The organism is Asaia lannensis NBRC 102526 (genome assembly GCF_024054035.1).
Lineage (GTDB): Bacteria > Pseudomonadota > Alphaproteobacteria > Acetobacterales > Acetobacteraceae > Asaia > Asaia lannensis.
The window spans coordinates 140,652-154,374 of record NZ_JAMXQU010000004.1; the positions used below are offsets into that span (position 1 = coordinate 140,652).

At 58.4% G+C, this 13,723-nt stretch carries 12 protein-coding genes; 7 read left to right on the top strand and 5 right to left on the bottom strand.

The window, feature by feature from the left end:
- Positions 1-18 precede the first annotated feature (18 nt).
- Complete coding sequence (locus NF685_RS07415) at positions 19-336, top strand: hypothetical protein (protein ID WP_252849167.1); 318 nt, start codon at positions 19-21, stop codon at positions 334-336.
- A 161-nt stretch (positions 337-497) separates the two neighbouring features.
- Positions 498-1,112: a transglycosylase SLT domain-containing protein gene (locus NF685_RS07420; protein ID WP_252849168.1), complete on the top strand. Its 615-nt coding sequence runs from the start codon at positions 498-500 to the stop codon at positions 1,110-1,112.
- 153 nt (positions 1,113-1,265) lie between these two features.
- Here the strand turns inward: NF685_RS07420 and NF685_RS07425 are convergent, their stop codons facing one another.
- A complete protein-coding gene (locus NF685_RS07425; protein WP_252849247.1) occupies positions 1,266-2,219 on the bottom strand; it encodes a hydrogen peroxide-inducible genes activator in 954 nt (317 codons plus the stop codon).
- 144 nt (positions 2,220-2,363) lie between these two features.
- On the opposite strand from NF685_RS07425, the gene ahpC reads away from it, so the two are divergent.
- From ahpC to NF685_RS07445, 4 genes are all read left to right on the top strand, one after another.
- Entirely contained in the window at positions 2,364-2,927 is a 564-nt protein-coding gene (gene ahpC / locus NF685_RS07430; protein ID WP_222546808.1) for an alkyl hydroperoxide reductase subunit C, read from the top strand.
- Between the two features lie 82 nt (positions 2,928-3,009).
- Positions 3,010-4,569 (top strand): alkyl hydroperoxide reductase subunit F, encoded by a 1,560-nt coding sequence (gene ahpF, locus NF685_RS07435; protein WP_252849169.1) that lies wholly within the window; start codon positions 3,010-3,012, stop codon positions 4,567-4,569.
- A 91-nt stretch (positions 4,570-4,660) separates the two neighbouring features.
- Complete coding sequence (locus tag NF685_RS07440; RefSeq protein WP_252849170.1) at positions 4,661-5,773, top strand: DNA topoisomerase IB; 1,113 nt, start codon at positions 4,661-4,663, stop codon at positions 5,771-5,773.
- A 50-nt stretch (positions 5,774-5,823) separates the two neighbouring features.
- Positions 5,824-6,807 (top strand): aldo/keto reductase, encoded by a 984-nt coding sequence (locus tag NF685_RS07445; protein WP_252849171.1) that lies wholly within the window; start codon positions 5,824-5,826, stop codon positions 6,805-6,807.
- Between the two features lie 102 nt (positions 6,808-6,909).
- On the opposite strand, the gene NF685_RS07450 is transcribed toward NF685_RS07445, so the two are convergent.
- The 3 genes from NF685_RS07450 to NF685_RS07460 form a co-directional block, all read right to left on the bottom strand.
- Complete coding sequence (locus tag NF685_RS07450) at positions 6,910-8,340, bottom strand: calcium-binding protein (protein WP_252849172.1); 1,431 nt, start codon at positions 8,338-8,340, stop codon at positions 6,910-6,912.
- A gap of 286 nt (positions 8,341-8,626) precedes the next feature.
- Positions 8,627-9,163: a DNA starvation/stationary phase protection protein Dps gene (gene dps, locus NF685_RS07455; protein ID WP_252849173.1), complete on the bottom strand. Its 537-nt coding sequence runs from the start codon at positions 9,161-9,163 to the stop codon at positions 8,627-8,629.
- A 246-nt stretch (positions 9,164-9,409) separates the two neighbouring features.
- A complete protein-coding gene (locus NF685_RS07460; protein ID WP_252849174.1) occupies positions 9,410-9,790 on the bottom strand; it encodes an AtzH-like domain-containing protein in 381 nt (126 codons plus the stop codon).
- A 49-nt stretch (positions 9,791-9,839) separates the two neighbouring features.
- Here NF685_RS07460 and NF685_RS07465 point away from each other — a divergent pair, with 49 nt between their 5' ends.
- Positions 9,840-11,051, top strand: a complete 1,212-nt coding sequence (locus NF685_RS07465; protein ID WP_222546813.1) for an MFS transporter — start codon at positions 9,840-9,842, stop codon at positions 11,049-11,051.
- Positions 11,052-11,164: 113 nt separating this feature from the next.
- On the opposite strand, the gene NF685_RS07470 is transcribed toward NF685_RS07465, so the two are convergent.
- The gene (locus NF685_RS07470; protein WP_252849175.1) at positions 11,165-13,669 is read right to left on the bottom strand and encodes a glycosyltransferase family 2 protein; all 2,505 of its coding nucleotides are present in this window, start codon (positions 13,667-13,669) and stop codon (positions 11,165-11,167) included.
- Between the last annotated feature and the right edge of the window lie 54 nt (positions 13,670-13,723).

A 13,723-nucleotide genomic window follows, 5' to 3' on the forward strand; every position in this document is an offset into this window, starting at 1 on the left:
GCCTGTTCTGTCCGGAATGTGACGAATACGTATGCCGCTCAGGGAGAAACTCCGGGCTGGATCGAAGGTTCTGCTCTCAAGCCGGAAAGCAATACCGGAAGGCACAAGGAGGCGTTTCGCATGATGTATCCGACACTCGACAGCCTGTATGAGGCGGTCAAGACCGGTGAGACCGGTCTGTCGTTTTCCCTTCCGACCTTCGGCGGGCCTGAGCCGGTCGATGCGCCTGAAATCTGGTCGTGGGACCCCGATCGCTATATGGTCGGCACCTGCGCAGCCGATTTGTCCCTGATTCCGCGCAGTGAATGGACCGGGGACGTCAAGATCGTGCGCTGATCGCCCAGGCCGGCTTGCTTGCGGTTACGATCGTGTCTGCCGGGCTTGCTGACACAGGCGGGGCTGACAGATCCGATGGTAACCGGATCTCACCGGCAGGGATTGGCGTGACGGTCGCGAAAAGCGTCGTATAGAGCGACGCTTGCAGGGGTGGTCTGGATTTGTCTCTCAGCAAGCTGGTTCCGGGGTCTTTGCTGACAGCGCTGTGTCTTGCGGCCTGCACGCCCGTTCCCCCCGCCCATCCGGACGATATCTGCTCGATCTTTCATGAAAAACGCGGCTGGTATCATGCGGCGCTGCGTCAGGAGAAAAAATGGAATGTTCCTTTCTCCGTGCCGATGTCCATCATGTACCAGGAGTCGGGTTATCACAGTAACCTGCACACAAAGCGCACTTATATCCTGTGGTTCATCCCCTGGGGGTACGTGACGACAGCCTACGGCTATCCTCAGGCCAAAACCGATATATGGCGCGATTACCAGAAAGCGACGGATACAAGTGCCAGCCGCGAAAACTTTGCGGATTCGCTAGATTTCATCAACTGGTACGTCACCAACACGCACAGACAGAACCGTGTTCCCGTCACCGACGGGACAAGGCAGTATCTGGCTTATCATGAAGGGTGGGGCGGCTATCGCCGACGGTCTTATGCCAGCAAGGGGTGGCTCATGACCGCTGCACGGAAAGTCGGTGCACGCTCCAACGTCTATGCTGCCCAGTATGCCAGCTGCGAGAACGACCTGAAGGATAAGGGCTTCTGGAGCTGGCTTTTCTAGTCAGCTCATCTGCGGCCGCCTCAGGCAGTATCACACCCGGTAGCATCGGACCGGGCAGAAGCGGCGTGAAACGCGATGCCTGAAATGTATGCTGAAATGACGTCCGAAGCAGGTTTCGGATGCAACGGACGCCCTGGGGCTTGGTGCTGGGGCTCAGTGCTGAGCTCTTGGTGTATCCGATGCAAGGCATCCAGCGGGAACCTTGCTCGCGAGAAATGCTGCGAACTCGCGGAATGCCGGGCCTCTCGGGTCAGAGCTGCGCCAGACAAGGCCGATCTGTCGACTGGCAGAGGGCAGGGCACGGGTCACGACCAGCTCATCCCATTCTGCCCGGTTGCGCAAGGCGAGCTGGGGAATGAGCGAATAGCCTTCACCGGCGCCGATCATGTGCCACAGCATTTCGAGGCTGGTGGCAAGGCGCTGCTGATCGCGCATCGGCATCATGCCGCACACAGCCAGTGCCTGATCACGCAGACAGTGCCCATCTTCGAGTAGCAGGAGACCGTTTTCGCCCTGATCGCTGGCGAGATCCTGCATCGTCAGGTTTTCCCGCGAAGCCAGCGGATGCGATTTTGGGAAGACGGCCAGAAACGGCTCCTCGAAAAGCGGCGCGCTTTCAAAGCTCTCTCCCGGGACGGGGAGTGCTGCGAAAACGAGGTCGAGCTCGTTCTGCCTCAGGCGCGACAGCATGACCTGAGTCAGACTTTCGGTCAGCTGCAGCTTGAGCTCAGGGTAGGACCGGCGCAGGAGCGGTAGAAGACTTGGCACGTAATACGGCCCGAGTGTCGCTATCACACCAATGCGCAACAGCCCCTCCAGGGGGCCGGTGCGCGATCTGGCAGCCTCGATCATGGCACGCGCCGAGGCCAGGACCTCGCGCCCCATGGCAATAAGCCTGATGCCGTCAGGCGTAGGGGCAACATGACGACGCGAACGCTCGAACAGCGTGACATCGAGCAGCATTTCAAGCTTGCGCACCTGCTCTGACAATCCGGCCTGGCTGACACCGCATCGTTCGGCAGCACGCGAGAAATTACGCAGATCATCGACGGCCACCACGTATTCGATGTCGCGCAGGGAGAGCCCGGAAAGAGGAATATAGGTCATAGCCATAGATAGGACCAATCCGTACCCGCTGGGAAAACGGTTCTGCCTATATCTGCCATTGACAGAAACGATTTCCGGGGCGTTCGTATCCGTGGGACAACGAGCCCGTCATCAAACACAGATGTGAACCAGGGAGCATATCGCATGCCACGCATCAACGCGTCAGTGAAGCCTTTCGAAACCGATGCCTTTCACGATGGCAAGTTCATCAAGGTGTCCGAAGCAGACTTGAAGGGCAAGTGGTCCGTCGTCTTCTTCTACCCTGCAGATTTCACCTTCGTCTGCCCGACGGAGCTTGAGGATCTCGCCGATAACTACGAGACCTTCAAGCAGCTTGGCGTCGAGATCTACTCGGTCTCCACCGACAAGCATTTCACGCACAAGGCCTGGCACGACACCTCGCCGGCCATCGGCAAGATCAAGTATGTCATGCTTGCCGACCCGACGGGCACGATCAGCCGCAATTTCGATGTCATGATCGAAGAAGCCGGTATGGCCGATCGCGGCACCTTCCTGATCGATCCTGAAGGCAAGATCCAGTACATCGAGGTCACTTCGGGTGGCGTCGGCCGTTCGGCTGCAGAGCTGATCGAAAAGGTCCGCGCGGCACAGTATGTCGCATCGCATCCGGGCGAAGTCTGCCCCGCAAAGTGGAAAGAGGGTGAAGCTACCCTGTCTCCCTCGCTCGACCTGATCGGCAAGATCTGAGGTCGTCTGGCCCGGTCTCAGCGCCGGGCCAGCCCCGCCGGAATCGCCGGCACAGTTTTTCGGAAAGAGCAGGATCAGCCAGATGTTGCAGGACCCCATCAAGTCACAGCTTTCGACCTATCTCGCCAATCTGGCCCATCCGGTCGTGCTTGAAGCGTCCCTCGACGGGAGCGCGAAAGCGCGCGAAATGGGCGATCTTCTGCGTGAAGTGGCTGCCCTTTCCGATAAAGTGACCTATTCGGAAGACGGTGTCAGCGAGCGACGCCCCTCCTTCCTCATCAGACGTGGCGACAGCCGTCATGGGGTGAACTTTGCCGCCATACCCATGGGGCATGAGTTCACGTCTTTCGTGCTGGCCCTGCTTCAGGCCGGGGGACACCCGCCCAAGATCGAGGCCGCGATTGCGGATCAGATCAAGGAACTGGTGGGTGAATTCCGCTTCGAGATTTTCGTCTCGCTCTCATGCCAGAACTGCCCCGACGTGGTGCAGGCCCTGAACGCCATGAGCATTCTCAATCCGGCAATCAATGTCACGACCATCGATGGTGCGCTGTTCCAGGAAGAAGTCGCTTCCAAGAACATCATGACCGTGCCGCAGATCTATCTGAACGGCATGGCCTTCGGCTCGGGCCGTATGGATGTAAACCAGATCCTGGCCAAGCTGGATGACGACGCGCCGCGCCGTGCTGCCGAGCGCCTGAAAGACATGCCCGCTTTCGACGTGCTGATTATCGGCAGCGGTCCTGCCGGTGCCTCTGCGGCGATCTATGCCGCACGCAAAGGCCTGCGCACGGGTCTGGTGGCCGATCGTTTTGGCGGCCAGGTGATGGATACGGCCGGGATCGAGAATTTTATTTCGATCAAGGAGACGGAGGGGCCGAAGCTTTCGGCCCAGCTTGAGGCGCATGTCCGCTCCTATGACGTCGAAATCATTTCCGGCCAGCGCGCAAAGGAGCTTTTCCCAGCATCGCATCCGGGCGGAATGTATGGCGTGGCCCTCGAAAGCGGCGCGATTCTGCACAGCCGTACCATCATACTGGCAACGGGCGCGCATTGGCGCCAGCTCGGTGTGCCGGGTGAGGAGCAGTATCGCACCAAGGGGGTCGCCTATTGCCCGCATTGTGATGGCCCGTTCTACAAGGGCAAGCGCGTCGCGGTGGCCGGTGGCGGCAATAGCGGTGTCGAGGCTGCGATCGATCTGGCCGGAATCGTGGGGCATGTCACCCTGTTGCAGCGTAGCTCGAAGCTGAAGGCGGACAAGGTTTTGCAGGACAAGCTGCACAGCCTGCCGAATGTGACGGTGCTGACCGAGGCTCTGACGACCCGGATCGAGGGCGATGGCAACAAGGTGAACGGGCTGACCTATCGCGGTGGCGATGGCAAGGATCATCGCATCGATCTGGAAGGCGTGTTCGTGCAGATCGGTCTGCTGCCCAATACGGAATGGCTGCGTGGAACGCTGGCCCTGAACGATTTTGGTGAGATCAAGGTCGATGATCACGGCGCGACATCGGTACCGGGGGTGTTCGCGGCGGGCGATGCCACCACAACACCTTACAAGCAGATCGTGATTGCAGTGGGCGAGGGGGCGAAAAGCGCTCTTTCCGCATTCGATTATCTCATCCGTCTGCCAGCTGCCTGAGTGCGAAGCGGGAGGGGCATGTGAAACCCTTCCGCTTCTGCCGCGCTTCTCTCTCCCCCATCGGGGCATCGGACGAGGAAAGAAGCGCAGCATGGAGAACCTGACGGAACGCAGCGCGGAGCAGGAAGCCCGCGATCATGCACGTGCTGCCCATCTCGTTTACGTCGATCGTTCACGACCGGGAATAACCCGGCACCGCGCGGGCAAGGGCTTTTTCTATCGGGACGCTGCAGGCGGGAAAATTACGGCACAGCCCGAGATAGATCGCATAAAGGCGCTCGCCATCCCGCCGGCCTATCGGGACGTCTGGATATGTGCCAATCCCAGGGGCCATTTACAGGCAGTTGGGAAGGACAGCCGGAACAGGCTTCAATATCGCTATCATGCCCGCTGGCGCCTTGTGCGTGACGAAGACAAGTTTGCGCGCATGCTGGTTTTCGGGGACAAACTTCCGCTCATACGCCAGCGTGTCGATGCCGATCTGCGCTCGCCCTCTCTGGGTCGACCGCGCGTTCTGGCAGCTATCGTGCGTCTTATGGAGCGCACGATGGCGCGTATCGGGAACGAAACCTATGCACGTGATAACCGCAGTTTTGGCCTGACCACCCTGCGCCATCGACATGCCCGTATCGAAGGCGGGAAACTTGCCCTCGATTTCAGAGGCAAGCACGGAATAGAGGCGCATCTGGATGTGCGCGACCCCAGGCTGGTGCGGGTGATCGCACGACTACAGGACCTCCCCGGCCAGAAGCTGTTCCAGTATCTCGACGACGAAGGCGAGACGCATGAGATCCACTCCCATGACGTTAACGCCTATCTGCAGGAAATCAGTGGAGAGGACATCACGGCCAAGGATTTCCGGACCTGGGCCGCAACTCATCTGGCAGCACTGACCCTGTCGAGCCTGGAGGAAGGCGATAGTCGTGCGCGCGCCAAGAAGAATGTGCTGCGTACGATCGAGCAGGTAGCGGCCAGACTGGGCAATACGCCCTCTGTCTGCCGCAAATGCTATATTCATCCGGGCATTCTGACAGGCTATCTCGATGGCAGCCTGCGTGAGGCCTTTGCCCGTCAGGCCGAAAGCCTTCTGGATCAGGAGGGGCAAAGCGATAGTCTGACCGCAGATGAAGCGCTGATGATGGGCTATCTCACCCGATTGCTTGAGAAACCTGCCAAACGGCGTCGGCACGACAAGAAACCCTGAGCCCGCCCCGGCATTGTCTCTGCCAGGCTGCAACGGTTGGGGAGGGTGGAATGGAATATCGTGTTCTGGGGGCATCGGGTCTGCGTGTGTCTGCGCTGGGTCTGGGCTGCATGGGTATGAGCCAGTCCTATGGCGAGGCCGATGAACGTGAGAGTCTGGCCACGCTCGACCGCGCCATAGAACGCGGAATTACGCTGTTCGATACGGCCGAGGTCTATGGACCTTTCCTGAACGAGGAACTGCTGGGCCGGGCCTTGTCGTCGCGTCGTGGTGCTCTGACGATTGCCACAAAATTCGGCTTCAGGATCGAAAACGGGAAATCCACGGGCGTCGATAGTCGGCCTGAGCATATTCGGGAGGTTGTCGAGGCCTCGTTGCGTCGCCTTCAGACCGACCGCATCGATCTGCTTTATCAGCACCGTGTCGACCCGGCTGTGCCGATGGCCGAGGTGGCAGGAGCAGTCGGACGCCTCGTCGAGGAAGGCAAAGTGCTGCATTTCGGCCTGTCCGAAGCCGGAACACGCGCGATCAGGGAAGCGCATGCCGTGCACCCGGTCGCGGCGCTGCAAAGCGAATATTCACTGTGGGAACGCAATGTCGAGACCGATATTCTTCCCCTGCTGCGCGAACTGGGGATTGGCTTCGTGCCTTTCAGTCCATTGGGGCGCGGCTTTCTGACCGGCACGGCGAAGCCGGCCGAAGCCTATCCTGAGAGCGATTTTCGTCATACGGATCCCCGTTTCCAGGGAGCCTGTTTCGAGGCCAACCAGAAAGCTGCCGCGATTGTGGGACAGCTGGCAGCACAGCATGACGCAACGCCCGCGCAGATCGCGCTGGCCTGGCTACTGGCCAAGGGGCCGGACATCGTGCCGATACCGGGCACCAAGCGCCGACAATATCTCGATGACAATATCGGCGCCTTGGGCGTGCGCTTGACGCAGCACGATCTTGACGTGCTGGATAATGCTCTTGCCCCGGACAGGATTGCCGGACCGCGATACAGCGAGAAGAACATGGCCTTTGTAAACCGCTGATCGCCCTTGCCTGACATCCAGCCCTGCCAGCCTGTGTCGTGTGCAGGGCATTCTCGTACAGAGACTATGGCTGTTAGGGCATCCCGGCGGGCTGGGCCGTGATCAGCTGATGGAGATGTTCGAGGCCTTGAGATCGGTCACACCGATGAAAGTGACCTTCATGTTGTTATCCAGCATGAGGGCGGTGTTCCCGCCCTGAACCGTTGCTGTCGCGAGAAGTTTCTGCACGGCGGCGGCGGCATCTTCGGGCTTGTAATTGTACATGAAAAATTTGTTGCCGCTGACAGCAGCGAAATCGGCAATCGTGATATCGCCAGATGTATGACCAGCAAGCACACCAAAAGTATTGGCCCCGCCACTCCCTCCGGTGACTGTTGCATAGGTCGGATCATTGTTGCCCGGATAGGCCGTGCCAAAGACGAAATGGTCCGAAGCACTGCCGCCGATGACTGTCTGCTCACCGGCACCGGTCCATGCACTGAGCGAACCCTGTGAAGATGAAGCGTCGATCACCTCACTCGTGCTGCTATCCGACTGGTTACCAGTCCAGATTGCTGTCGAGCCGATATCGACATGAGCGGAGAGACCATCTGCACCCCAGATCGTCGCCTGTTCGGCGCTGATCTCTGTATTGCCTGTGTTCGCAATGAATTTGAGCGCGCCTGAAACGCTGAGCGTCTGGGTCTCGCCTTTTTCCACCGTCAGATCGCCCAGAGCTGAAACGGTATCGTTTCGAGCGCCGGACAAGGTGCCCGAGGCACCGGAGAAGATCACGGTCGAGCCGCTACCCGATTGCACTGTGCTGTTATCGCCGATCGAGATATGGCTGCCGATCGAGGCCTCGTCATTGATGAAACTGTTGCTGCCAAGCGTCACCCAGGCGTTCCCGCCGGAGAGCGTCAGCAGTGTCTTTCCGCCTTCCTGGCCTGTAATCGTGTCCTGCCCTTCGGAGAAAACGGTGTTCGTCCCCTGCTGCAGCTCGATCAGGTTTTTGCCTGTGCCTGCATCGATGCTGTTCTCTCCGTTGGTAGCCAGTATGGTGTCGTTGCCTTCGGCGGTTACGATGGTCCAGCTGGCGCTCTGGGTGCTACCATTGAAGAAATTATCGCCACTCACGCCCAGGAAACTGCCATTCGATGACCCGGCTTCATAAGTGAGGCCAGCCGTACTGCCGCCCAGAACAGACAGCATGCCGGAGATTGTCAGCCCGGCGCCGTCGACAGTGACGCGGTCGTTGAGCAGCGCCTGACCTGACCCGGAGGTCGATTTGTCCCAGCCGCCGGCGCCGATGAAGTCGTAGTTCCCCGTAGGCGCGTAGCTCCCGCCGGTCGTCACAAACCCCTGAACGAGGCTGTCCCCCTGGGCGGTCGGCGCCGCACTGCGTTCTGAAAGCAGAACCGTGGTCAGCTTCTTGCGCGAAAATGCGGCAGACATCTGCTGGGCATAGGTTTCGGCCATAGCCTGTGCTTTGCCACCGCTGACAGTTACCTGAACGACTGTACCTGATGTGCCGACGATCGTGACAATACTCATGAAATTTCGCCCTGAAAATGCAAGCGCAGATCAGACCTGTTGTGACGACCGGGCAGGGCACAAAGAAACATCAGTTACGAAGTCCCGATGTCTTTATCGTCCTGTAACGGCGATGCATCGTTAAACTCCATGAAAAGTCTCGATTGTGTATCGTTTGAGGGCGTCTGCATGCGCAGTCGACGGTGGTCTGCGGCTTTCATTTTATCGACCAGGTATGAAAAAACCCCTGCTGCGTGAGACGCAGCAGGGGTTTTCAATGTGCCGTTCGAAAACGGGTGGGCGAAGCTTAGCGGGCGCCGGTGTGGTCGCCGTCGCGCATCTGGCCGGTCGGCTCCTGCGTGTGGGCTTCGAGGAACCACAGATGCTTGTCGAGTGCACGCGAGGCCTCGGTGAACAGGTCGGCCGTATCGGCGTCGCCTGCTTCATCCGTCACATCGATCGACTGACGCACGTTGTTGGCAACGGTGGCATAGCGGTCGATCAGGGCGGAGATGTGATCGGCAATTTTGTACACATCGGTCGGATAAGGCGTGCAGGCAGAGTTCTTGGCGACGACCTGCACTGTGCCATAGGCCGTGCCACCGAGCTGGACCGCGCGCTCGGCGACCTTGTCTACCAGATCGTCAATGCTGTCACGGAAGCCATCGAGCATTTCATGCACACCGATGAATTGGGGACCCTTTAGGTTCCAGTGTGCCTGCTTCGTAATCAGTGCCAGATCGATCAGATCGGCCAGACGGGCATTGAGTGTCTCGATCGACACGGTCTTGGCGTTGGACTTCAGGGCGTTCTGCGTGGTGTGCATCGCGTTTTTCGTGGTCATTGATCTACCCTTACGAGTTTGATTGCGCATAGTCGCAAAAAGCGATGGTCCTCAAACGTGCGGAATTTGGACCGGTTGCCGAGAGGCACAGGGAAACCCGTGGGAGAAACATGTCGAGTAGTTCATTTACTGGCACAGTTTGTCAGCGTGGCTCTGGGACAGGGCGATACCGGTCGATCATGCGCGCTGTGTGACCTTCGACCGTCGAAAAAAGGAGCGGCCATCCGTTATCCGACTGCCAAGGCACTACCCTGCGAGAAAAGACACATGTGCGATGAGGACGCGCCAGCTTTCGGCTTCCCTGACCCAGGTCTGGCTCTGACGACCGATCCTGCCATTGGCCAGATTACGAAACACGATGGTGACACAGCCTGCATCGGGGCCGAGTGCGACGATTTCACGACGCAAGCGCTCTCTCGGGGGCGCTCCACCCGTTCTCGCGCGTCTGAAGGCGGCGATCTCTTCTGCCCCGAACAGGTTCTCTGTTGCGCCCAGCCGGATCACGTTCGGGTTATCGCTGAACAGGGCATCGAGTTTTGCGATGTCATTCTGCGCCAGAGCCTCTTCGTATTCGTTCGAAGCTAGGGTAAGGGCAGAAACTGTCTCGGGATAAGCGGTGAAGGTCATAGGGGCGCCCCTGTTCGCGAGAATCATTTGAGAATTTGCTGAGGGTGGCATGAGCAGCTTGGGATCTGGCGATCTGGCCCGGTCGATGCGCGACATACGCATCATATTTTTTAGTCTCGGGCTTGGTGCCTTTGCAATCGGCACGGCCGAATTTGCAGCGATGAGTCTTGTGCCGATGATCGCACACACTTTCGGTGTGAGCGATCCTGAGGCCGGACATGCCATCGTGCTCTATGCAGCAGGTGTCTGTGTAGGGGCCCCGACCATTGCGCTGTTCAGTGCCGGGATCAGCCGTCGTACCATGCTGATCAGCATGATGCTGCTCTACATGCTGGGCAATGGCATCAGCGCGGTAGCGCCGAATTACTTTCTCTTTCTTGTCTGTCGCTTCATCAGCGGTCTGCCGCACGGTGCGTATTTCGGTATCGCCGGTATTCTTGCCTCGTCGCTCGTCCCGCCGAACAAGCGTTCTCAGGCCGTGGGACGCGTCATTCTCGGTCTGACGATCGCCACGATCGGCGGTGTACCTCTTGCGAACGGTATCGGTCAGCTCGTGGGCTGGCGCTGGGCGTTTGCACTGATCGCGTTCCTGGCATTGTGCACGGCACTCCTGCTCATGATGTTCGCGCCAAAGGATACGCCACGCAAGGATGCGAGCATCCTCAATGAGTTCACGGCGCTCAGGATAAGGCAGGTCTGGTTGACACTGGCAATCGGCGCTGTCGGTTTCGGCAGTGTATTTTGCGTTTATACCTATCTTGCCTCGATCATGATCAATGTCACCAAGGTGCCGGAATCCTATGTGCCGATCATGCTGGCCGTATTCGGTGTGGGCATGACGATCGGAACGCTCGTCTGCGCATGGCTGGCCGATCACAAGATGATGCCGACCCTTGCTGGCGTTCTTCTGATGGGTGCTGCCTCCATGGCGGGCTTTCCCGAGGCATCCCATAAATTCATACCGCTTGCGATCAACGTGTTCATGATCGGTGCAAGCGGCGGTTTGGCGACCGTCGTGCAGGCGCGTCTGCTCACTGTCGCAGTCGGGGCAGAAGGTCTTGCGGCAGCCCTGAACCAGAGCGCCTTCAATATTGCCAATGCTGTCGGTCCCTGGCTGGGCGGGCTTGCCATCTCCGCAGGTCTTGGCTGGACCTCGGTTGGCTGGGTCGGGCTTGCACTCTCACTGGGCGGTTTCGGCATTTACGTTCTGAGCATCGCAGATGATTTCAAGAACAAGAAAGGCACTCTGCCTCGCCCGTAAAAGGCAGAACGTCCAGGCGATCGATACGAGAAAAGGGGGCGCAAGCCCCCTTTTCCGTGTCTGTTCGGTTATTGTCTGTGTATTCGGAGAACGGAGGTTTTCGCGAGACGCCTTCAGGTGCCTGTGGGGTCGACCAGATCGAAGAACGGCTGCAGGTCGACCGTAAAGAAACGCGGATAAGCGGGGTCGCGCTCATAGAGCGGGTGACCGCCCCAGCGCTGCTGCATGGCCTGTCCTTCTTCGAAAAAGCGCGCTTCCTGTTCAGGCACATCGTCCGAGCCGCGTGTCAGGCTTTCATGATGCCAGGCAAGAGCTTCGGCACAATAAACGATGCGATATCCCGCATCCCTGATTTTGAGGCAGAGATCGACATCGTTATAGGCGATGCGCAGACGGGTTTCGTCGAAACATCCAACTTCTTCGAAAACGCTGCGTCGAACGAGCATGCAGGCGGCAGTCACCGCCGTCACTTCATGGCTGAGAAGAATGCGGCCTATATAACCGTAATCCTCGGGTCCGCAGCCGCGATGGGCATGGGCGCCGATTCCTGCGGGGCCCACGACGACACCTGCATGCTGAACGGTCTTGTTGGGGTAGAGCAGGCGCGCGCCGACTGCTGCAACACGGTCGCCAGCAAGAGCCTCATTCATCATCAGGCGCAGCCAGTTCGCGTCTTCGACGAACACGTCGTTGTTCATGAACACGAGATAATCCGACATGCAGCTTTGAGCGGCAAGATTATTGAGCCGTGAGTAATTGAACGGCTCCTCGATCGTCACGAAGCGTACGATCGGGTGCTTGGCATATTCCTGCATGAACTCGCGTGCCTGGGGCGTAACCGACCAGTTATCGACGAGAACGATTTCCATATCAGGATAATCGGTGCGTTCGAGAAGCGTCTCGACGCACTGGCGCGTGATATCGATCTGATCCTTGAACGGAATGATGATCGAAACGCTGGGGTTTTCCTTCAGACGCCAGTCCACACGATAAAGCGTCAGGCCGTTGATCGAGGAAACGTCGGCGTCGAACCCGCGTCGGGCGAGATGATCCGAAACGGCCTTCACCCCGGCGGCAATCGCGTAGTTCTTGTTGCCTACGGTAACCGCTGTGGAATTCGGGGTCATGCGCCAGTGGTAAAGAAGTTCAGCAGCATGGCTGATGCGATCATGCGGGATCTGTTCGCAGGCACGCAAAATGAAATCGTGATCCTGGGCCCCGTCATATTCGGCGCGCAGGGGGCCAATTGCACGCATCGTGGCGGTTTCGACCATCGTCAGATGGCAGACATAGTTGCAGCCAAGCAGATAACGGTAGTTGAAATCCGGCTTGAAATTCGGGGCCTGCCAGTTATTGGCGAGATCGACTTTATCTTCGTCGGAGTAGACGAGCAGGGCATCGTTTTCCTGTGCCTTGCGCAGCATGACCTCGAGAGCCACATCGACCAGCATGTCATCATGATCGAAGAAGACCGTATAGGTACCGCGTGCGGCATCCATGCCAGCATTGGTGGCATCTGATATGCCACGATTCTTGGCCAGAGAGAGCACGCGTATGCGACTGTCCCGGGCAGCATAATCGGCTATCAGCGCCGTCGTCTGCGGGCAGACCATCCCGTCATCGATCAGGATAAGCTCCCAGTTGCGATAGGTCTGAGCCAGCACGGAATCGATGGCGGCGATATAGTCGGCCCTGAGCGGCTTGTAGGTCGGGCAGAGAACACTGATCAGCGGTTCCTCGACCAGGGGCGCCGTTACGCGCAAAAGCGCAGTCCGTTCGCGCAGGGCCGGATAATAGAGCGCAGCCCAGCGATCGTAATTGCCAAGATTGTAGCCCGCCTGCGGGATCGCACCGCGTATCTCGGTACGCAGTTTCGTCAGCTCGCGATGAAGCCGGTCGATCGTCTCGGCAATATCGAGCAGGCGTGTCTCGAGCGCATCGTCGGCAATCGAGCTCGTGAAAGGACTGCCCATAAGTTCTTCACCCCCGGGCATGACTTTGACCGAATAGCTACGGGGCGAAGATCCACGAAAGCGCTGAGGGATGGGGACCTCGAAGCCACAGTGCGGATTGCAGCCCACGGCGGCGGCAACATCGCCGCGATACCGGTCTGCGCGTGCCTGTGCGATAAGAACATTGTTGGCCGTGACGGATACGATGCAGTCACCACGCCACTCTTCCTCTCCCGGCGTTTTCTGAAGGATCCAGCCCTTGAGGGTGCCGTGGGTAATTCCATCGACGCAGCTTGTGTATTCGGGTTTCAGTTCTAGAGTGAATACGTTACCATTTTTTTGGATATCGGAATTGACGTCGTCTTTTATTTGAAGTTCAGTGCGATCTGCGAAGCGAATTGACAATCTGTGAGGTAATCCGTCCATGAACCGTGAGGGAATTGTATAGGCAAACCCCATTCGGTCGTGAGGCGTTTTCAATACATTCTGAACGTCCCTGCGAGGCTGGTCGGCCAGAACTTGCGCTATTTCCTGGCCATCAATCAGAATGTGCAGACGCACAGGAATGGATGGATCAAGGCGGTTCAGAGCCCAGCCGAAAAAGGTTTCTTTGTGCAGTCCGTCATAATGACCGATGAAAGGACTATTGGCTTGGGCCGTTGTCATTGTTTGTTTCTCTTGCCAGTCACACCTGCGACACAAGTCTAGTCGCTTCAATCA

What these genes read in the sequence shown, in the direction of transcription:
- NF685_RS07470 (WP_252849175.1), bottom strand. Translation starts at nt 13,669, where the DNA reads ATGACAACGGCCCAAGCCAATAGTCCTTTCATCGGTCATTATGACGGA.
- NF685_RS07450 (WP_252849172.1), bottom strand. Translation starts at nt 8,340, where the DNA reads ATGAGTATTGTCACGATCGTCGGCACATCAGGTACAGTCGTTCAGGTA.
- NF685_RS07465 (WP_222546813.1), top strand. Translation starts at nt 9,840, where the DNA reads ATGAGCAGCTTGGGATCTGGCGATCTGGCCCGGTCGATGCGCGACATA.
- NF685_RS07445 (WP_252849171.1), top strand. Translation starts at nt 5,824, where the DNA reads ATGGAATATCGTGTTCTGGGGGCATCGGGTCTGCGTGTGTCTGCGCTG.
- dps (WP_252849173.1), bottom strand. Translation starts at nt 9,163, where the DNA reads ATGACCACGAAAAACGCGATGCACACCACGCAGAACGCCCTGAAGTCC.
- NF685_RS07425 (WP_252849247.1), bottom strand. Translation starts at nt 2,219, where the DNA reads ATGACCTATATTCCTCTTTCCGGGCTCTCCCTGCGCGACATCGAATAC.
- ahpF (WP_252849169.1), top strand. Translation starts at nt 3,010, where the DNA reads ATGTTGCAGGACCCCATCAAGTCACAGCTTTCGACCTATCTCGCCAAT.
- NF685_RS07440 (WP_252849170.1), top strand. Translation starts at nt 4,661, where the DNA reads ATGGAGAACCTGACGGAACGCAGCGCGGAGCAGGAAGCCCGCGATCAT.
- NF685_RS07460 (WP_252849174.1), bottom strand. Translation starts at nt 9,790, where the DNA reads ATGACCTTCACCGCTTATCCCGAGACAGTTTCTGCCCTTACCCTAGCT.
- ahpC (WP_222546808.1), top strand. Translation starts at nt 2,364, where the DNA reads ATGCCACGCATCAACGCGTCAGTGAAGCCTTTCGAAACCGATGCCTTT.